General features: G+C 43.3%; 19 protein-coding genes and 4 tRNA genes. 15 read left to right on the top strand and 8 right to left on the bottom strand.

Annotated elements, in window-relative coordinates; genetic code table 11:
* Window positions 1-25 precede the first annotated feature (25 nt).
* Both ABXT70_RS07390 and ABXT70_RS07385 read right to left on the bottom strand, forming a co-directional pair.
* Complete coding sequence (locus ABXT70_RS07390; RefSeq protein ID WP_443639847.1) at window positions 26-739, bottom strand: UDP-2,3-diacylglucosamine diphosphatase; 714 nt, start codon at window positions 737-739, stop codon at window positions 26-28.
* Window positions 740-744: 5 nt separating this feature from the next.
* Window positions 745-1,248: a peptidylprolyl isomerase gene (locus ABXT70_RS07385; RefSeq protein WP_443639846.1), complete on the bottom strand. Its 504-nt coding sequence runs from the start codon at window positions 1,246-1,248 to the stop codon at window positions 745-747.
* Window positions 1,249-1,427: 179 nt separating this feature from the next.
* Between ABXT70_RS07385 and ABXT70_RS07380 the strand changes: the two genes are divergently transcribed.
* The 7 genes from ABXT70_RS07380 (at window position 1,428) to ABXT70_RS07350 (ending at window position 5,452) form a co-directional block, all read left to right on the top strand.
* Complete coding sequence (locus ABXT70_RS07380; protein WP_443639845.1) at window positions 1,428-3,110, top strand: glutamine--tRNA ligase/YqeY domain fusion protein; 1,683 nt, start codon at window positions 1,428-1,430, stop codon at window positions 3,108-3,110.
* Window positions 3,111-3,124: 14 nt separating this feature from the next.
* Window positions 3,125-4,510, top strand: coding sequence for a cysteine--tRNA ligase (gene cysS / locus ABXT70_RS07375; RefSeq protein WP_443639844.1), 1,386 nt, complete (start codon window positions 3,125-3,127; stop codon window positions 4,508-4,510).
* 137 nt (window positions 4,511-4,647) lie between these two features.
* Window positions 4,648-4,724, top strand: a tRNA-Pro gene (locus ABXT70_RS07370).
* A 19-nt stretch (window positions 4,725-4,743) separates the two neighbouring features.
* Window positions 4,744-4,820, top strand: a tRNA-Arg gene (locus ABXT70_RS07365).
* A 48-nt stretch (window positions 4,821-4,868) separates the two neighbouring features.
* Window positions 4,869-4,944 (top strand) — tRNA-His (locus tag ABXT70_RS07360).
* A 54-nt stretch (window positions 4,945-4,998) separates the two neighbouring features.
* Window positions 4,999-5,083 (top strand) — tRNA-Leu (locus ABXT70_RS07355).
* 102 nt (window positions 5,084-5,185) lie between these two features.
* Window positions 5,186-5,452, top strand: a complete 267-nt coding sequence (locus tag ABXT70_RS07350; protein WP_443639843.1) for a DUF6538 domain-containing protein — start codon at window positions 5,186-5,188, stop codon at window positions 5,450-5,452.
* Window positions 5,453-5,538: 86 nt separating this feature from the next.
* Here ABXT70_RS07350 and ABXT70_RS07345 read toward each other — a convergent pair whose 3' ends face one another.
* Window positions 5,539-6,249 carry a GntR family transcriptional regulator gene (locus ABXT70_RS07345; protein WP_443639842.1) on the bottom strand — a complete coding sequence of 237 codons (711 nt, stop codon included), beginning with the start codon at window positions 6,247-6,249 and terminating at the stop codon, window positions 5,539-5,541.
* A gap of 260 nt (window positions 6,250-6,509) precedes the next feature.
* On the opposite strand from ABXT70_RS07345, the gene ABXT70_RS07340 reads away from it, so the two are divergent.
* The 6 genes from ABXT70_RS07340 (at window position 6,510) to ABXT70_RS07315 (ending at window position 11,796) form a co-directional block, all read left to right on the top strand.
* On the top strand, window positions 6,510-7,703 hold the full coding sequence (locus tag ABXT70_RS07340) for an ABC transporter substrate-binding protein (protein WP_443639841.1): 1,194 nt from the start codon (window positions 6,510-6,512) through the stop codon (window positions 7,701-7,703).
* Between the two features lie 66 nt (window positions 7,704-7,769).
* A complete protein-coding gene (locus ABXT70_RS07335; RefSeq protein WP_443639840.1) occupies window positions 7,770-8,639 on the top strand; it encodes a branched-chain amino acid ABC transporter permease in 870 nt (289 codons plus the stop codon).
* Window positions 8,640-8,643: 4 nt separating this feature from the next.
* Entirely contained in the window at window positions 8,644-9,624 is a 981-nt protein-coding gene (locus ABXT70_RS07330; RefSeq protein WP_443639839.1) for a branched-chain amino acid ABC transporter permease, read from the top strand.
* On the top strand, window positions 9,621-10,400 hold the full coding sequence (locus ABXT70_RS07325; protein ID WP_443639838.1) for an ABC transporter ATP-binding protein: 780 nt from the start codon (window positions 9,621-9,623) through the stop codon (window positions 10,398-10,400). The genes ABXT70_RS07330 and ABXT70_RS07325 overlap by 4 nt, the downstream gene beginning before the upstream one ends.
* A 2-nt stretch (window positions 10,401-10,402) precedes the next feature.
* Window positions 10,403-11,128, top strand: coding sequence for an ABC transporter ATP-binding protein (locus ABXT70_RS07320; RefSeq protein ID WP_443639837.1), 726 nt, complete (start codon window positions 10,403-10,405; stop codon window positions 11,126-11,128).
* On the top strand, window positions 11,125-11,796 hold the full coding sequence (locus ABXT70_RS07315) for an aspartate/glutamate racemase family protein (RefSeq protein WP_443639836.1): 672 nt from the start codon (window positions 11,125-11,127) through the stop codon (window positions 11,794-11,796). Before ABXT70_RS07320 ends, ABXT70_RS07315 begins: the two co-directional genes overlap by 4 nt.
* 169 nt (window positions 11,797-11,965) lie before the next feature.
* On the opposite strand, the gene ABXT70_RS07310 is transcribed toward ABXT70_RS07315, so the two are convergent.
* From ABXT70_RS07310 to ABXT70_RS07295, 4 genes are all read right to left on the bottom strand, one after another.
* The gene (locus tag ABXT70_RS07310; protein ID WP_443639835.1) at window positions 11,966-12,295 is read right to left on the bottom strand and encodes a hypothetical protein; all 330 of its coding nucleotides are present in this window, start codon (window positions 12,293-12,295) and stop codon (window positions 11,966-11,968) included.
* Between the two features lie 65 nt (window positions 12,296-12,360).
* Entirely contained in the window at window positions 12,361-12,690 is a 330-nt protein-coding gene (locus ABXT70_RS07305; protein ID WP_443639834.1) for a nuclear transport factor 2 family protein, read from the bottom strand.
* 1,246 nt (window positions 12,691-13,936) lie between these two features.
* Window positions 13,937-14,107, bottom strand: a complete 171-nt coding sequence (locus tag ABXT70_RS07300) for a hypothetical protein (RefSeq protein ID WP_443639833.1) — start codon at window positions 14,105-14,107, stop codon at window positions 13,937-13,939.
* A gap of 59 nt (window positions 14,108-14,166) precedes the next feature.
* Window positions 14,167-14,937 carry a TauD/TfdA family dioxygenase gene (locus ABXT70_RS07295; RefSeq protein WP_443642499.1) on the bottom strand — a complete coding sequence of 257 codons (771 nt, stop codon included), beginning with the start codon at window positions 14,935-14,937 and terminating at the stop codon, window positions 14,167-14,169.
* A 523-nt stretch (window positions 14,938-15,460) separates the two neighbouring features.
* Here ABXT70_RS07295 and ABXT70_RS07290 point away from each other — a divergent pair.
* Window positions 15,461-16,078 carry a hypothetical protein gene (locus ABXT70_RS07290; RefSeq protein ID WP_443639832.1) on the top strand — a complete coding sequence of 206 codons (618 nt, stop codon included), beginning with the start codon at window positions 15,461-15,463 and terminating at the stop codon, window positions 16,076-16,078.
* A 332-nt stretch (window positions 16,079-16,410) separates the two neighbouring features.
* On the top strand, window positions 16,411-17,451 hold the full coding sequence (locus ABXT70_RS07285) for an NAD(P)H-dependent flavin oxidoreductase (RefSeq protein ID WP_443639831.1): 1,041 nt from the start codon (window positions 16,411-16,413) through the stop codon (window positions 17,449-17,451).
* Between the two features lie 156 nt (window positions 17,452-17,607).
* Here ABXT70_RS07285 and ABXT70_RS07280 read toward each other — a convergent pair whose 3' ends face one another.
* Complete coding sequence (locus ABXT70_RS07280; RefSeq protein ID WP_443639830.1) at window positions 17,608-18,519, bottom strand: LysR family transcriptional regulator; 912 nt, start codon at window positions 18,517-18,519, stop codon at window positions 17,608-17,610.
* Between the last annotated feature and the right edge of the window lie 106 nt (window positions 18,520-18,625).

Raw genomic sequence — 18,625 nt, 5'->3', positions numbered from 1 at the left:
TGTCAATACTGAATAAAAACAGAGATCAAATAGATTCTCGAATGAGGTGCCACGCTTCACCCTGTGGCCAGCTTAAGTAATCAAAATGGCCGCCCCAGTCTCCTAAGACAACCCGCTCTCCTTGGTTTAGGTGGTGAACTTGTGGTCGATGAGTATGGCCATGAATAAGTAAGCTCACTTGATGTTGATCCATAACTTGGGTTACAGCATGGAGGTTAACATCCATAATCTCGTCAGACTTCATAGCTGTCATAGCTTGGCTTTGCTGTCGAAAGTCTGTGGCTTGCTGCATACGCAGTGCTGGAGACATAGCTAAAAACTCGCCTTGCCAGCTGGAGTTGCGGACGAGAGAGCGAAAATTCTGGTAACCGATGTCATCTGTACATAGTGTGTCGCCATGCATGAGCAACACGTCTTGGCCCTCAAAAGTAACTACTGTAGGATCAACTAGAAGTTGCACGCCAGTAGCCTGGCTAAACTCGTTCCCAATTAAGAAATCCCGATTGCCAGCCATAAAAAAGACTTGAGTGCCATTAGTGGTAAGTTGTTTAAAGCAGGCAATAACATCTGCATAAGTGATTATGCCAACATCATCGCCTATCCAAGCATCAAACAGGTCGCCTAATATATAAAGTTCGTCATCGGCGTTAATACGCTGTTGACAAAAATCAATCAATGCAAAACTATGCTCCGGTCTGGCCGGGTTCAAGTGTAAGTCGGCAATGAATAGGCGACGCATGGCTGCTAGTCTTCGATCATGGTTGCAGATTCGATAACTACGGGGTCTGATGGGACATCTTGGTGGCCAGACTTAGTAGTTGTGGGCACATTTTTAATTTCGTTAACGACATCCATGCCGTCAACTACTTTACCAAATACAGCGTAACCCCAACCTTGGGAGTTTTTACCCGAGTGGTTAAGAAAGGCATTGTCGCCAACGTTAATGAAGAACTGTGCAGAAGCTGAATGTGGGTCCATGGTACGAGCCATGGCCAATGTGCCTTCATCGTTAGTAAGGCCATTATCTGCTTCGTTTTCGATGTTGGCACGGGTTTCTTTTTGATCCATGCTCACGTCAAAACCGCCACCTTGTACCATAAAGCCATCAATAACGCGGTGAAAAATCACACCGTCGTAAAAGCCGTCGCGTACGTATTGTTCAAAGTTAGCAGCTGTAATAGGTGCTTTTTCATAGTTAAGTTCAATGGTGAAGTCACCAAAGTTTGTTTGCATTAATACATTTGACATGCGGCAGCCTTAGGAAGTGATTGTTAATAAAGAGGTGAGTATTATGAAGCCCGTAGCCTATGGATGCAATCGCTGGGACCTGTTTGACGTTGAAATACTAACGAATTTAGGTAGCAAGGCAGGCGGCAAAAGACATATAATTATTGGTTTTTCAGGGCAAGCCTCAAGGAGACCCATTCGTGGCAGAAAAAACCGTCGTACAGGCATCAAACTTTGTTCGTAATATCATCGCCAAAGATGTTAGAAAGGGCAACAATGATGGCCAAGTCGTGACTCGTTTTCCACCAGAACCTAATGGTTATTTGCACGTGGGCCACGCTACATCAATTTGTTTAAATTTTGGCATGGCACAAGAGTTTGAAGGCCATTGCAATCTGCGTTTTGACGACACCAACCCAGAAAAAGAAAGTGATGAATACATTCAGTCCATTAAACGAGACGTTAAGTGGTTAGGGTTTGAGTGGGGTAAAGAAGAGTGCTACGCATCCAACTATTTTGTTCAGTTGCACGGTCTTGCCGTTGAGCTAATCAACAAAGGTTTGGCTTATGTCTGTGACTTAAGCCCAGAGCAAGCACGGGAATATCGTGGCAATCTTACTAAGGTAGGTAAGGATAGTCCCCACCGCGAACGCAGCATTGAAGAGAACTTAGATCTCTTTGCCCGCATGCGAGCGGGTGAATTTGCTGATGGTGAACGGGTACTACGTGCCAAGATTGATAATGAATCACCTAACATGAACATGCGTGATCCGATCATCTATCGTATTCGTCATATCGAACACCATCAGACAGGTAATACCTGGTGTATTTATCCCATGTACGACTTTACTCATGGTTTGTCTGACGCATTAGAAGAAGTGACTCATTCTATCTGTACCTTGGAGTTTGAAGACCACAGGCCCTTATATGACTGGTTTATAGATCATGTCACCTTGCCCAGTGGTTTGCGTCGTCCAAGGCAGTATGAATTTGCGCGGTTAGAGCTTAACTACACCATTACCAGTAAACGCAAACTGAAACAGTTGGTAGACAGTAATACGGTTACAGCTTGGGACGACCCGCGCATGCCAACAATTTCAGGTATGCGCCGCCGTGGGTACACTCCAGAATCTTTACGAAATTTTTGTGTGGCAACACCCGTAGCGCGCAGCAAGGGCATTACAGATTTTGGTCGTTTAGAGTCAAGCGTGCGTGATGATTTGGATTCAACAGTATCCCGTGCCATGTGTGTGCTTCAGCCATTAAAAGTAACAATTTCTAACTGGGACCAAGACAAAACAGAAACATTGACAGTACCAAAACACCCCAAAGACGACACTATGGGCCAACGCCAACTTGTGATGTCTAAGCAGGTGTTTATCGACCAGGCTGATTTTGCCGAGCATCCAGAGGGTAAGTGGAAGCGCTTGGCGCCGGAACAGTCTGTGCGTTTGCGTGGGGGTTATATTATTACCTGTGAAGAATTGATCAGGGATGCAGATGGCGAAGTGGTTGAGTTAGTGTGTCGCTATGATAAAAATACCTTAGGTAAAAAGCCAGAAGGGTACAAAGTAAACGGCGTAGTGCATTGGGTGAGTGCCAGCCATCATTTATTGGTTGATGTACGTTTATACGACCGCTTATTCAACCATGCCAACCCAGATGGTGACAAAGATGTTGATTTTATGACCTATGTGAACCCAGATAACTTGCGCTTGGTTAAAGGTGCGATGGCCGAGCCATCCCTAGCATCTGCTAATGATGGGGAACGTTTCCAGTTTGAACGTGAGGGTTATTTTTGTGTTGATAAAGACTCTACAACAGATCGCTTAGTATTCAATCGTACGGTCACTTTGCGTGACTCTTGGGCCAAGAAAGGCTAACGGAAAAGTTAATTATGTTGCAGCTTCACAACACCTTAAGTAATAGCAAGGTCCCGTTTACGCCTATTGAAGAAGGTAAGATACGCCTGTACGTCTGCGGTATGACTGTGTATGACTACTGCCATATTGGTCATGCTCGCGTCATGGTGTCGTTTGACGTGATTACTCGTTACTTAAGGCATGCAGGGTACCAAGTTGAATACGTGCGTAATATTACCGATGTTGATGACAAAATTATTAAACGTGCAGCAGAAAATGGTGAGACTTGTGATCAGCTGACTAACCGCTTTATTGGCGCAATGCATGAAGATGAGCTTGCCCTTAACGTATTACCACCTAACCAAGAACCACGAGCGACGGCCCATATACCAGCCATTGTCGACATGATACAAACACTTATCGATAAAAACTACGCCTATGCTGCAAGCAATGGTGACGTTTATTATCGTGTTGATAAATTTGAAACCTACGGTGCACTAACCAACCGCAAGTTAGAGGATATGAGGGCTGGTGCACGGGTTGATATCAACGATGTTAAAGAAAACCCATTTGATTTTGTCTTGTGGAAAGCTGCAAAAGCTGGAGAAGTCTCTTGGGCTTCACCGTGGGGAGAAGGTCGCCCTGGTTGGCACATAGAATGTTCCGCCATGACTAAGTGTTGCTTAGGTAACCATTTTGATATTCATGGTGGTGGCCCAGACTTACCCTTCCCACACCATGAAAACGAGATAGCTCAATCTGAAGCTGCTAATGGTGAAACCTTTGTGAACTATTGGTTACATGCTGGCGCAGTTCGAGTTAATAAAGAAAAAATGTCCAAGTCATTGGGTAACTTTTTTACCATTCGTGAGGTGTTGGCTAAATTTCCAGCAGAAATCGTACGTTATTTGCTTACAGCTAGCCATTATCGTAGCCAGATCGATTACGCAGAGGATGCCCTAGTTGAAGCTCAAAGAGCCTTAGATCGCTTGTATACAGCGATGGATCAACTAGAGTTATCATATATCTCTCTTGAAGGCACTTATTTAGATCGTTTTAATGCTGCCATGGATGATGATTTTAATACCCGTGAAGCTATTTCGGTGTTGTTTGAGATGGCTCGAGAGGTAAATCGCCTTAAACGTGATGGTGACCCTCAAGCAGCAGTGTTAGCTAGCCAGATGCGTGGATTGGGTAACATTTTAGGCTTGTTGGAGTTAGATCCTCATGCCTACTTAAGAGGTGAGGCGGGTGAGGGCGATCTTGCTGATGCAGATATTGATGCATTAGTTGCGCAGCGTCATCAGGCCAAAATAGACCGAAATTTTGCCTTGTCCGACCAAATCCGTGATCAATTAAAAGATGCAGGTGTCGTATTAGAAGACAGTAAAGAAGGCACCGGCTGGAAGCGTGAAGTCTAGAATTGAAGTTTATTTTAACAGTTTGGTTTTATTGAGAAAAAAACCAGACAATATGCTTGACGAAACATGGTAGCGGCTATAATATACGCACCTCTTCATCAGCATGAGCCACTAGGCAGTAGCGTTGTAGAGGATGTCGGGGTATAGCGCAGCCTGGTAGCGCGCCTGCTTTGGGAGCAGGATGTCGGGAGTTCGAATCTCTCTACCCCGACCATTATTTACCGCAGTAACATGCGCCCTTAGCTCAGTTGGATAGAGCAACGGCTTTCTAAGCCGTGGGTCGAAGGTTCGAATCCTTCAGGGCGTACCAACGCCGCAAAGGTAAAAGCGGATAAATAGTAAATGTAGTGCCGTAGTGGTGGGCGTAGCTCAGTTGGTAGAGCCCCGGATTGTGATTCCGGTGGTCGTGGGTTCGAACCCCATCGTCCACCCCATTACATTAATAGTAAAACAGTACGAGTAACGCAGGCCAAACCTGAGTTAATTATGCGGACGTGGTGAAATTGGTAGACACGCTGGATTTAGGTTCCAGTGCCGCAAGGTGTGAGAGTTCGAGTCTCTCCGTCCGCACCATTTTAGACATTGCTAACATAGTAGATGTCACCTTCCAGCACTTATTGTGCACACTTAAAGTATTGAATTGTAAGCCTTTCATTCACTGACCGTGATTCACCTATGGTGTTCCATGGCCAATTTACTGGTGAGGTGCACTTCATTCTTACATACATTTCAAGCGACTATTTGATTACTCGCAACGGTATTTACTACTTTCAGAGACGTGTTCCTATGGATGTAAGAAGTCATTACAAGTCATACTCAATTCCTTTCAGCTTGAAAACTAGAACACGTAAGATTGCTCTAAGAGCTGCTTCAGTATTATCTTTTCAGCTAGATGAATACTGGATGACCTTACGGGTTAATCAACTGGCTTCTATTCACTGAAAAAGCTTCAAACTTCTTTTAATAACACCTCTACAGATGGCGCTAAGTTTAGAGATTATCTATTGAACAAAGGGCTATCTGCAGGCTTACTCCATGCCAAATACTTTAGCTAGATCAGGTCTTTGGGGTTTGGATCTAGAAAGGTCTAAGCCCGAGTGAATATGTTGCAGGTGTTCAAATACTAGTTTTTCAGCCACACTTGGTTCGCCCTTCTTAATAGCCGCTAGAATGCTTGCATGATCACCATCGGGGCAACTGGAATGTCCACTATCGCCAAACAGACCGACGATCAGTGAGGTCCTTGTGACTAATTCACGAATAATTCTAATGAGAACCGAATTTTCACTAATACTTGCTAGCTTGACATGAAACTCACCAGAGAGCCGAATAATGTGAGAGCGATCTGAGTCTGTCCGGGCTGCGTGCTCTAGCTCAATGTGCTCTTCAAGCTCACTAACATCAGGGCTCTGGGTTGCAATGCAGAGTCCATGAACTAGTTGTGGTTCTATGAGCATGCGTGATGTAAAAACATCGTTGGCTTCTTTAGGGCTGGGACAGGCAATGAAGGCGCCTCTATTAGATTCTAGGTCAACAATGCCTTGGCTCGCCAACAATAACAGCGCACGCCTCACTCGCATGCGCCCAACACCAAAAACTTCGCATAGCTTTGCTTCGCTGAGTTTGGTTTTTGGCGCTATACGCTGTTCCATAATAGCCGTATAAATACTGTCTACAACGATTTGCTCTTCAGGGCTCGAGGTATAAGCATCACCACTCATAGCGGTCGGTTGAGTCAATTTAGCCTCCCAAGTTTGCAGGAAAATACTTTGATCATAAATGAACACATTGTTACTTTAACCAACACCATTATACATGACAGACGTTTATATTGTTATAAATACATGTTAATAATTATTATCAGTAATAATTATTAACAATTTGACAATAATTGTTAACGATTGTAATGTGAGTTAAAGTTGGTGCTGATCAGTATTTGCATTTGACTCTCTTGGGCGCATTAGGTGCTTAAGGATTTTGAAAATATCAGGAGCATATAATGAAAAGAATAACGTTCTTAAAGGCCTCGCTAATGACAGCGGCCTTGGCTTTGACAGGTGTCAATTCACCTACTACCTTGGCGGCTAATACGGTGCTTAAAATTGGTTTTGTTGGCGTGACCAGCGGCCCTGCAGCGTCGTGGGGCATTTCCAACCAGCGTTCCATGGAAGCAGGTGCTGCTATCATTAATGATAACGGTGGTGTCAAAATTGGTAGCACAACCTACGACATTGAAATTGTTTCATTTGATGACCAAAAAGACCCTAAACGGGCTATTGCGGGCATGGAAAAAATGGCACAAGAGAATATCCATTATGTAGTCGGCCCCAATGTTGATGATGGTGCGGCAGCTGTTCGTCCTGTGGCTGAACAAAATGGCATTATCTATTTTCCATATGCATTCCCAAAATCACTTTATCAAAAGCCGGCCTCGAACGCGGTACTGGGTATGGTGGCGAACTATCAGTCTGGGCCTGCAATATACAAATTCTTAAAAGATAACAGAGGCGTTAATACCGTGGCATTTATTGCTGCTAACGAATCTGATCCCTTGACACAGCGAGAAAGTGGTGTTGCTGCTGCCGAAGCACTTGGGTTAAAAGTGATTTCAAAAACCGTGACTTATCAGGTCGATACAACAGACTTCGCGCCCGTTATTATCCCCATAGTGAAGCTTCAGCCTGATCTTTTGGTGTTGTCAGGAGTTGCCCCAGCCAATGCGCCGCAAATTATTCGCTCGGCACGAGAATTGGGCTTTCAGGGTTTGATCTCAACAGAGACAGGTCAGGATGCACAAGTGTTGCAAGAAGGCGCTGGTAGTCTTGCTAATGGCTTTATTTCTGTAGGTGGTGCTTCAACGCCTACCATTCGCACCAAAAATATGGAGGCCTTTATCGCTCGTTACACAGAAATGTTTGGGGAGTATAATGATGAGTCCAATACCAAGGTTTATGCTCTTGAATATATTGTAGAGACACTCAAAGCCAATCCGGCTGCAATCAACAATGTTGATGAGTTTAAGAAAACCATGGATACCTTCAGCGCACCCAATCAATATCTCAAGGGTGATCAAGTGCTTAGGTATGTTGGCATGTCTTCTTTTGGCCAACGCCGTCAGTTATCAATACCTCTCGTTGTTAACGTTTACAATGAAGGCAAGTTTGAAACCTTATTCATTGCCGAAGTAGATTAACTTCGATCCATTGAATTAATATCCTATCCCAGGGCTCAGCCCTGGGTGTCTAGCGAAAATATTGTTATGGAACAGGTTCTTGTTAATGGGCTGTATCTTGGGATGCAATACGCGTTAATTGCTCTAGGGTTAACCCTGGTCTTCGCTCTCATGAATGTACTCAATTTTGCCCACGGGCAGTTGTACGTTGTGGGAGGTTTTATCACCTATATTATTTATGGCAAATTAGGCTTGCCATTCTTTGTCGCGATCGTTGCCTCGGGAGTTACCCTAGGTTTGGTTGGCGCGGTGATTGAAAAATTTCTATTTAGACCCGTCATACGAAAATCGGTGCGGGAAGAAAGCACGATGTTACTCGCTGCGGCGATCGCATTCTTTTTAGACGCTATTATCCTATTACTGTTTGGTGAAAAACAGCGTGGGGTCCCCAAAATATTGGATGGTGTGATGAACTTAGATTTTGTTGTCATCATGCCCTATGACAGAATATTGATTGCTGCTCTAGCGGGCTCAAGTATTGTTGCATTTATACTTTTCATGCAGTATTCAAAGCCTGGTCGGGCGATGCGGGCGTTAGCTCAGGACAGAATTGCGGCACAACTAATGGGGGTTAATGTTGACCGCTATTCAATGGTTGGCTTTGCCCTAGGTGCAATGCTGGCAGGCGTTGCGGGTGGATTGCTAGTGTCTATTGTTGGGGTTAACTCGGGCATTGGTGGGCCGGTTTCGATTAAGGCATTTATGATGGTGATGATTGGTGGGGCAGGCGTCATTTCAGGAGCAATTGCGGGCGGCTTTATTTTGGGTATGCTTGAATCCATTGGCCTGACAGTATTAGTTGCTTATGGTGACCTGACTTATCTGGTAATTTTTGTCTCTTTGATGATTTTTCTGTCTATCCGGCCGCAAGGTTTGATGGGTAAACCATGGGGTTAGAGCAATGTTACTAACATCAAGATTCTTAGCAGTTGTGATCTTTTTCATTAGTGTTTTTGTGGTCGTGCCTTGGCTTATTGAGGTGTCAGGTCGGTGGGACTTTTACTACACCCTCACTTCTGTTGCTTTGCTTTCAATTGCTAGTGCAGGTGTTTGGCTAACATTTTATATTGGCCGCATTAATATTGGGCAAGGTGCATACGCCCTTGCTGGTGGTTATCTGTCTGCAGTATTGGTTACCCAGTATGAGGTTTCTTTCTGGCTAACGATCCCGTTAGCAGGCCTATTTTGTGCTGTTTTAAGTGTGCTGATTGGTTTGCCAATATTGCGCTTAAAGGGCGTCTATTTTGCCATGATTACCCTTGTGTTGACTGAGGTTGCCAAGTTGACGGCATTGGCGTTACCCATAACCAACGGTGCAAAGGGTATTGTATCAATACCGTTACCAGGTGAATTGTCTATTTTTGGGTTGACCATTATTCCAGATTTTTCCACCTTAGAAAATGTGAAGCTGGCATTCTATTACCTAGCGGCGACGCTTATGGTTATCTGCTTTGCGGGCATGTATCGCTTGGTTAATTCTCGCATGGGACACTTGTGTAGATCCCTGCAGCAAAACGAAGAATTGGCCTCATCCATTGGCGTTAACATTACCACCTTACGTATTACCGCTTATGCTATTTCATCGTTTCTTGGGGGTGTTGGCGGCTCGATTTTTGTAGCCATTTCGCAGTCTATTTATCCCACTAGCTTTCAGGTGGCAGATTCTATTAACTTTATGCTTAATGTGTTTGTTGGTGGGCTGGGCTATGTTTTTGGCCCCATGCTAGGCACAGTCGTCATTTATTTTGGCTGGGACTTACTGTTTCAAACGGGTAAGTTTCAATTGCTAATTTATTCGTCTATTTTGATTCTTCTTATGCTAACGGTTCCTAATGGTCTGTTAAGCCTTCGTTTGTTCAAATTGAACAAGGAGAAAAAATGAGTGCCTTACTGGAGGTCAACAATGTCACTAAAAAATTTGGTGGATTGACGGCTAATAAAGATATTTCATTCAGCGTACAAGAAAAAGAAATACTCTCTGTGATTGGCCCAAATGGGGCCGGGAAGTCGACACTTTTTAAGATGATTTCATCATTTTTACGCACCACGTCTGGAGAAGTGCTGTTTAAAGGCGAACGTATTTCTAACCTAGCACCTCATATTGTGGCCCGCAAAGGCGTGGTTCGTACCTTTCAAGAGACCACCATCTTTAAAAGTATGACCGTGCGTGAGAATGTGGTGATTGCCCATCATTTGCGCTCAAAAACCAACCTCTTAGGTTTCTATGTTGGGTCACGCAAAGCCCATGCAGATGAAGTCGAATTTCGGCGCTCAGCCGATGAAATACTCGAGTTTCTTAATCTAGATGAAATTTCAGGTGAACTGGCTAGTAATTTACCCCAAGGGCATTTGCGCGCACTGGGGATTGCCATTGGTTTAGCCACTGATCCTAAAATACTGCTATTGGATGAACCCTTTGCTGGCATGAATCATGATGAAACCATGCGTACCGTAGAACTCGTTAGTGGTGTGCGTGACCGTGGTGTGACTGTATTGTTGGTGGAACACGACATGCCCGCTGTAATGAAGATTTCAGACCGTATTGTGGTGCTTAATTTTGGCGAAAAAATTGCTGAGGGAACGCCACAACAGATACAGCAAAATGAACAAGTCATCGAAGCCTATTTAGGCAGCGAAGACGATGCAATTGGGCTTTAACAATGACTGCATTATTAAAATTTGAAAATGTTGAACTCTACTATGACCACGTTTACGCACTCAAAGGTGTGTCAATTAACATAGATGAGGGCGAAACTGTGGCCTTAATTGGAGCCAATGGTGCCGGTAAGTCCTCAATATTACGAGCTATAACAGGTTTGCAGGGGCTTAGAGAGGGTTCTATTGAGTATTTAGGTCAGCGCATTGACGGCATAAAACCAGATAAGATCGTAGAGATGGGCATTGCCATGGTACCTGAAGGCCGAAGGGTATTTCCCTTTATGTCAATTAAAGACAATTTAATGATGGGCGCATTTAGTCGTAAAGATAAGGTCGGTATTGCCCAGACACTTGAAATGGTCCTGGGCCGTTTCCCAAGGCTCAAAGAAAGGTACGCTCAAAGTGCAGGTACACTCAGTGGCGGTGAGCAGCAGATGTTGGTTATTGGTCGTGCACTTATGGCAAAACCTAGGCTACTTTTAATGGATGAGCCATCATTAGGGATTGCACCTAGATTGGTGCAGAACATAGCTCAATCAATTGTTGACATAAACCGTGATGAAAAAGTATCGGTGCTACTGGTAGAACAAAATTCACGTATGGCTTTGCGTATATCCCATCGTGCTTATGCCATGGCCACAGGTTCCGTGGCGCTTAGTGGTTTGTCTAAGGACTTACTAGAGGATGATCGTATTAAATCTCTCTATTTAGGTGGAGAAGTTTCGTGAACAAAAAAAATATTAGAATATTGTTAATTAATCCAAATACAACATCATCTATGACCGATAAGATTGGCGAAGCTGCTCGACAAGTGGCGGCCCCCGATGTCGATATTGTGGCCCGCAATCCTAAAACTGGTCCTGCCTCTATCCAAGGACCAGAAGATGGGCTTTCGGCATTGCCGGGGATGTTGGAAGAAGTGGTTAAAGGGCGTGATGATGGTTTTGACGCCATCATTTTGGCTTGCTTTGATGATACGGGTCTTGCAGAGGCGCGCAGACTGAGTGGTGTGCCCACCATTGGCATAGGGGAGGCTGCCTTTCATGCAGCAATGCTGCTGGGTGCTAAGTTTTCTGTGGTTACCACACTTGCCATATCTGTGCCCGTGATTGAAGAAAACCTTAGGGATTATGGGCTAGAGTCTGCCTGTCTTAAGGTAAGGGCTAGTGAAGTTGAGGTGTTGGACTTGGAAATTGATGGTAGCAGTGCCAGAGATAAAATCTCTAATGAAATGGCATGTTCCTTGCTTGAAGAACAACCGGGTGCTGTAGTGCTTGGCTGTGCGGGTATGGCAGATCTGGCTAAACAGTTATCGCAAATCCATAATGTCCCCGTGATTGATGGCGTGGCCTCTGCTGTAGGGCTTGCTTCTGGGCTGGTTAGGTTAAGGCGTTAAGTTGATACATCATGACCATCATTGATACCTATCTAAGTTAAGCTATGACCTATGGGTATCCCCATTGTTAGCTAATGACATTAGCTGATAGCCTCTTATCAGTAGTGTTGAAATTCTCTACTATTTTGACCACGAGGTTCTCCAGAGTCTCGTAGGTCAATCTTTTCTATCACCTCATCGGCGTAGCACCAGTTTCCCGCCGTATCACCTGTCCATTCTCTAGCATGTTAACGGCCATCAAAGACTCCCGTGACCCATCGGGAAACCTCATCACCGAGTGTTCCACCATAATATCGTCATTTTCGTAAATACAGCGTTGCATACGTTCATCAAAGCTGGGGTCTAACCAAAAGCGTGACATCCTCTCCATGAACTCAGCCTTTCTTACGCTGGCGCCAGTTGAATGGCTAATAAACTCACAATCACAATGATGCAAAGACATCAACGCCTCCATATCTTGGTCTTCATGAGCTTTCTTTATGCCTTTAAATATGCTCATAACGTACTCCTTATGTTAACGATAGTGCTTATTAGCCAGTATACATCTGGTGCTGGATGTTTCTATCAATTCATCAGCGAAGCGCCACTTTCCGTACGTATCACCTGTCCATTCTCAAGCATATTAACCGCAATCACAGACTCCCGTGACCCATCCTTAAACCTCATCACTGAGTGTACAACCAAAATGTCGTCGTTTTCATAGATACACCGGCGCATAAGTTCTTCATAGCCAGTGTTAGTTTGCATCCCTGAAACCATTTCACTGAATTGAGCCTTGTTCATGGTGGTGCCAGATTGGTGGCGAACAAACTCATAGTCTTCGTGAAATACGGACAGAAACGTCTCACTATCGTTTTCTTCAAGAGCTTTTTTAAGTACTTTATGCAGGCTCATAACAATTCCTCACTGGTGGTCTTCAATACAAGATGAGTTTACAGTGTACACAGCACACACATGCTAGCCAAGAGTAGCTCTAGCATCACATAATGTTGGAGGAGAGGGGCCCTAGACACTACAGAATGTGAGTTGATGTGGATGCCTACAGCGCCTCTCGCCTACTTCAGACTTTAGAGAGATAAAGTACATAGGCACCTACCCAGCTGAAGGGGGAGGAAATTATAGAACCATTCGCACTATTACCATCATGTCAAAGCTTAACAATAAAATAAATTACATGATGAAGTTCCCAATCTACAGTAATCACTACAACGCTCGTGGGCAATGTAAAAAACTGAACTAAATCAAGCTAAAAAGAATAGAGAAATTGCGGACGTAGACGAAATTGATCATGTATTAGCTAATGGCATTACCTTTCCTTAAAAAACCTCCTGAGACCCTTATGAAATAAGCATTTCATCAATTCTACTTATGGGTGTGTAAACCAAATGAACGACCACCTTTGTTCCTATATTTTCTTTTTTCTGCAGGATTTTTCATGAAATTTAAATAACAAAAATAATACTTTTTGTTATTTAAAGGAAGCTATGGTTGGCCTCCTTTTTGATTGATTAATATAGACTTGCACTAGATGCCATGTTCACATGGTGGATCACTTGTTAATGGTTTAGTAGGTTACCACCATCCTAATGTTCTACCATTGCCTGCAATAATAAGGACACAGGTTACGACATGTAACACAATCCAAAACGTTCTAAAAGCTAATGCTTTTGTTACATCTCTTTGAGCGATTGGCAAAAACTCTGGCTTGTCCTCGTCATCAAGTCCAATTGGCATCCCGACTGTCCTAGCCCATACTTTTAGAAATCTTCGTTGACCACTCATAACTGGATTTTCATTTATTAATTCTCAAACTATAAGTTAATATCAACTTATATAAAAGGTTTATCAAACCACACGAAGATGGCATAAATAGCAGATAATTAAAAGTATCACCTCAGTAATCGGTATACCCACTTTCCATGCAAATTTTAGACATTCCGGTGTCTTAAACTTAACCCATACATCATAACCATAATTGATACCTGTGTAAGTAACGTAAAGCTATGTAAGTAGTATTGTTAGATCAAATGATTACTGATAGTTTGTTGACAGTGGTAGACGACGTCAAGTCACTACTGCCTCGCTTTTGACCACGGGGTTCCCCATAATCCCGCTGGTCTCTTTTTTATCACGCCATTAGTCAAGCGTCACTTTTAGCCAGTATCACTTGTCCATTCTCTAACATATTAACCGCAATCACAGACTCCTGTGCCCCATCCTGAAATCTCATTACCGAGTGTATAACCAAAATATCGTCGTTTTCGTGGATACACCAGTAGATAACTTCTATAAAGCCCTTGACGGTAGTCATGTGTGAAATCATAACCCTAAGCGTAAGGATGTTTCTGGGTAGCTGCTAAATCACATTAACTAAGCAAACAGATCGCCAAGTTCGTGTTGTGGATGTACTGGAAATCGTTCTGGGGCATCAATCCATAGGCGCAGTAAATGGCGGCGATCTTGAGCGTTAGGCCAGTCCTGATAATCCGTTCGTGCGTGCAGCACGGAGCGGTTGTGGACAATGATGGTCTCGCCTTTTTGCAGTGTTGTACGCAAGGCTAATTCATCAGACCTTGAAAAATGATCAAATAAATCGAGTGCGGCGATCTGTGTTTCACTCAACTCTATTTGCTGGGTTTGTGCACTTAGCTCTATAAATGGTCGGTAGTATACACTGCTGACGCGACCGTTGTTTTCGCAAAAAACCGGTCGCTCGGTTTCATAAGGACCCGCCTCTGCAATACCATGTGAACCCTCCACACGCCAATGTGGAAACGGCTTATACAATTCTTCGAGAAGGGCTTGATCTGTGGTCGCAATATGATCGTGGATGCTGCGAACATTTACCAGATAGCTTTCCCCACCTGTCATCGCAGGTTGCAGGCAATGTAGCGCAATTAGCGTTGGTGGGTCAGAATGTGGTGTCAGTTCTCCAGTAGACCGATAACCGCGTTTATCTTCGGTTTCTACATCAGAAAAGTCGCGTACATCTTCCACGTGCTCGCCGCGTGACGATTGTGACACGATAGTGCCTAGATTCTGTCCCAGCATGGTTAGCCTTGCTGCAGTTGATTCCTTGTCATCAAGGCAAAAGTTGCGCAAAAAAGCAAATCCGTAGTGGTGTAGTGATTGGGTGGCCATATCGACAATGGTCTCCATATCTTCAAAACCGTTGATCCAGATAGAGTCGACTTCGCTCAGAAGTGAAGCGTCCCAGGCAAAGTGGTTAATTCTTTTCATTAAATTAGTCAACTCATTAAAAGTAGTATCAAGGTCGCTATGGTAGTCTTTACGGGGCCGATGAACCAACAAGTGTCTTGGTCCGCACAGATCAATCCAGAACTCTGATCACGATAGTTAATATGCAATCATACAGCTGGATTCTAATCTATTCCACTATGGCTTTCAGGCTAAATTAAGTTCAGGTAAGCAATTTAGAGGTTAGTTAGCAAAAGATGTTTATTCGGCAAGAGGTGCGCATGTGAACTGAATCTGTGGTGGTACGAACCCTCATTGATACACATGGCTATTACAGAACTTGAGCAACTTTGTAATACCGGCTGATGTTGGACACTGGATGACTTTATTTAAATGTAGTAAAGTCCTCGCCTTAGAATGCTGGAAGTAAATACTTTTGGATGGCTTGCTATGGAATTTAATTATTATGACTGACTTTTTAGATGTATTGATTGTTTTACTGGTGCTGATTTGGTTGTGGACAAGGTTTAAAAAATATAAGGCAGATAAACAGGACGATCACCAGCATGAGCATAACAATAAGCAGGATGAAGCTCTTGCTGTTGTGGTCGTGAAAGAAGACCTCAATAGTAAGCCGATTGTTGTTGAAGATGTGGATGGAGAAGTAGACTATTTACAGTTAGCGGCAGAGAAAGGACGTGAAGCGAAGTTAGCAATGCGCGAAAAGAACAATGTAGAGGCTTGGGAGTTAATTCAGCAACAAAAGCACTTTTATAGTCAGCTTACAGATCAGCAGAGCATCAGTATCAGTATCACCGAGATGATAGGGCTTGACTCGAACGTTAGTAAAGATCTAGCAAACATACTTAGACTAGAAAAAAAGCATAAAGACGCTCTTGTTCATATTATTTACTGGGTTGCGAATTCTAAATCTGTCACCAAAGACCAAGAAAGTAAATTACGGGCTTATTTCAATCGTGCTAAGTTGACGGGCCCAACGGTTGATGATGTTATGGACTATTGCTTAGCTGCTGGGATTAAAGAGTTTCATGTTATTCAAAATGATGTTGATAGCTGGGTTTAGTTGTTATTAGATCACCCAAATCTAGTCGTGACATGAACCTATTTGCACCTTATGAGACGATATTATCTCAGTATTAGAAACTATCACCAACAAAGGCTAACAGTTGCTCACATGGGTGCGCTGTGTTGAATGTGGAGGCCTTAGATGGCCTTGGGTAATATTACTTTAAACGGTATGCGCAAGTGTCTTGAGTCGCTGGTATAAGGGTTTGAACATTATTGGTTTAATCTCTGATTTAACCACTACAAACTGTTATTTGTCACATTATAAGAATGGCCATCATGACATTAGAAAACTTGTTTCCTCAATAAGACATATCTATAATCTTAAACATGAAAGCATTTGAATTTAGTGATTTAAAAACCCCAATTATACAAGCACCTATGGCTGGTGGGGTCAACACTCCTGAACTTGTAAGCACAGTGGCTAACTATGGAGGAGTAGGGAGCTTTGGGTTTGCTTACACAACACCTGAAAATATAGAAAAATCTTTATTCAGTACAAAAAAACTTACATCTGGGCATATAAACGCCAATTTTTTTGTTTTTAAAGACATTGACCTTCCAAATATGAAGATTCAACAAACATGTCTTGAGGCGTTAACTGTGTTGCCATTTGATGAGGTAGTTGAATTCACAATACCTGCCGCACCCTTTTTTCCATTACTAGATGAACAATTAGGCCCCGTATGGGAAAGTCGTCCTTCTATAGTAACTTTTCATCTGGGAATTCCTGCTTTTTCGATTATAGAAAAAGCGAAGTCACTAGGAATTAAAGTGGGGATTACAGCTACCAACGAGACTGAAGCGTTAGAAATTGTTAGGTCTGGAGCTGATTTTATTGTAGCCCAAGGTATTGAGGCGGGGGGACACAGGGGTGTATTCGACATAGGAAAATATGATTATCAACTCAAGCTTGATGACCTTTTGGTGCAACTAAAGAGAACAACTTCCTTACCTGTAGTTGCTGCAGGGGGGCTGATGAATGGGGCAGATATTAGGCGAGTAATGGCACTTGGCGCGAGCGCAGCTCAAATGGGTACTGCTTTTTTATGTTGTGCAGAGGCAGGAACCAGCGCCATTCATAGGAAATACTTGCTCAATAGTCATGATAGAGGAACAAAAATCACTAACGGTTTTTCAGGTAGGCCTGCTAGAGGAATAGATAATACTTTTATAAAAGTTATGGAAAATAAGCCGACTCTTCCATTTCCTGCCCAGAACTCTCTTACAGCTAACTTGAGAAAAACTTCAGAGGCAACTTCAAATGGTGAATTTGTAAGTCATTGGGCGGGCCAGAATTTTAAAAAAATAAGGTCCCTTTCCTGTTTGCAAGTTTTACAGGAACTAAAAACAGAGCTAGAGAGTGGGTAATTAAACTAACTGATTCCTTCAACAATTGTTAGACCCCTTTTATAAAGCCTTTTAACATTGTTTTAAGGCGCCGTCGGCTTTTCCTTCCACCTCATTTCAGATATCCACTAACAATGTTCAATATTGCTTGTATTGATTAGGGCCAGCACTTTAAAATTATTCTGTTCCTACAAAGCTGAAATTTTCAAATGCGCCAGCATCAAGTGCTTCTCGCATAAGTGCAGAGGTTGCTTTAGTCATTGGTAATACAGGGTTGCCGTGCACCCATACCAATCCTAATGTTTGTGAAACAGTAGGTGATTCAAGTAATTTCTGTTTGGTGTTTGGCAGATGAGCAAAGCGCTTGGGAACGATAGTGGCAAGGTCACCTGCCATTGCATGAAAAGCCAATTGAAAAATGGAATTTGACTCTAAAATAGGCTTACATCGCACACCTGCTTGTTCAAAAGCTTCGTCCATTATTTGCCTTTCCCGCATTGATTTAGACAGTAAGCAAAGCGGTAACTTGCAAGCATCAGACCAAGAAATAGTAGGACTATCATCTAGCCAATCGTTATCTGGAAGAAGCAAATACAATGGTTCTTCGTATAACTCCATGGTGACGAAAGGGTCTAGCGCAGGGTTGTCTAAGTCAGTGACTCCAATGTCTATTTCAAAGTTGGTTAAGCCCTGGAGTAATCGGTCGGTCCCTATGAACTGAATGTCCAATTGAACAGACGGATAACGTTTTTGAAAAAGTTGGCTCACAGTTGGAAATAAGGGGGAGCTAAATGGGGTCGCACCTATGCGCAAACGTCCGTTCAGATCACTCCTCATGATGCTAAGCTCTTCCACCATTGCCGATCTGTCAGCTAACAAGCGTTTAGCCCACGTAACTACGCGCTTTCCTTCTTCGGTGAAGCCTTCGAATTTTTGCTTGCGAAGAATTAATGGGATGCCTAGCTCTTTCTCTAGGCTTTTGATGGCGCTAGACAAGCTGGGCTGAGATACATGGCACTTTTCAGCCGCGCGGCCAAAGTGCTGTTCTTGCTCTAGCGCAACGAGATATTGGAATTGTCTTAGAAACACGTATAACCTCTTGATTTGTATATAAAGCTAGTTAAGCGTCATTGATAAAACTTAAGAAATCGTAATTAGTCGTTACAGAGTCTATCACTGACAGAGTACAAGGTGC

This window comes from Candidatus Njordibacter sp. Uisw_039, assembly GCF_047730075.1.
GTDB lineage: Bacteria > Pseudomonadota > Gammaproteobacteria > Pseudomonadales > Balneatricaceae > Njordibacter.
The sequence above is the reverse complement of the archived record's forward strand: the minus strand, read 5'-3'. Positions and strand labels throughout refer to the sequence as shown.

Coding starts and splice junctions, on each gene's coding strand:
- ABXT70_RS07290 (WP_443639832.1), top strand. CDS start 15,461: ATGACTGACTTTTTAGATGTATTGATTGTTTTACTGGTGCTGATTTGG.
- ABXT70_RS07335 (WP_443639840.1), top strand. CDS start 7,770: ATGGAACAGGTTCTTGTTAATGGGCTGTATCTTGGGATGCAATACGCG.
- ABXT70_RS07325 (WP_443639838.1), top strand. CDS start 9,621: ATGAGTGCCTTACTGGAGGTCAACAATGTCACTAAAAAATTTGGTGGA.
- ABXT70_RS07340 (WP_443639841.1), top strand. CDS start 6,510: ATGAAAAGAATAACGTTCTTAAAGGCCTCGCTAATGACAGCGGCCTTG.
- ABXT70_RS07300 (WP_443639833.1), bottom strand. CDS start 14,107: ATGACTACCGTCAAGGGCTTTATAGAAGTTATCTACTGGTGTATCCAC.
- ABXT70_RS07295 (WP_443642499.1), bottom strand. CDS start 14,937: ATGGCCACCCAATCACTACACCACTACGGATTTGCTTTTTTGCGCAAC.
- ABXT70_RS07320 (WP_443639837.1), top strand. CDS start 10,403: ATGACTGCATTATTAAAATTTGAAAATGTTGAACTCTACTATGACCAC.
- ABXT70_RS07390 (WP_443639847.1), bottom strand. CDS start 739: ATGCGTCGCCTATTCATTGCCGACTTACACTTGAACCCGGCCAGACCG.
- ABXT70_RS07330 (WP_443639839.1), top strand. CDS start 8,644: ATGTTACTAACATCAAGATTCTTAGCAGTTGTGATCTTTTTCATTAGT.
- ABXT70_RS07310 (WP_443639835.1), bottom strand. CDS start 12,295: ATGAGCATATTTAAAGGCATAAAGAAAGCTCATGAAGACCAAGATATG.
- ABXT70_RS07385 (WP_443639846.1), bottom strand. CDS start 1,248: ATGTCAAATGTATTAATGCAAACAAACTTTGGTGACTTCACCATTGAA.
- ABXT70_RS07305 (WP_443639834.1), bottom strand. CDS start 12,690: ATGAGCCTGCATAAAGTACTTAAAAAAGCTCTTGAAGAAAACGATAGT.
- ABXT70_RS07350 (WP_443639843.1), top strand. CDS start 5,186: ATGGTGTTCCATGGCCAATTTACTGGTGAGGTGCACTTCATTCTTACA.
- ABXT70_RS07285 (WP_443639831.1), top strand. CDS start 16,411: ATGAAAGCATTTGAATTTAGTGATTTAAAAACCCCAATTATACAAGCA.
- cysS (WP_443639844.1), top strand. CDS start 3,125: ATGTTGCAGCTTCACAACACCTTAAGTAATAGCAAGGTCCCGTTTACG.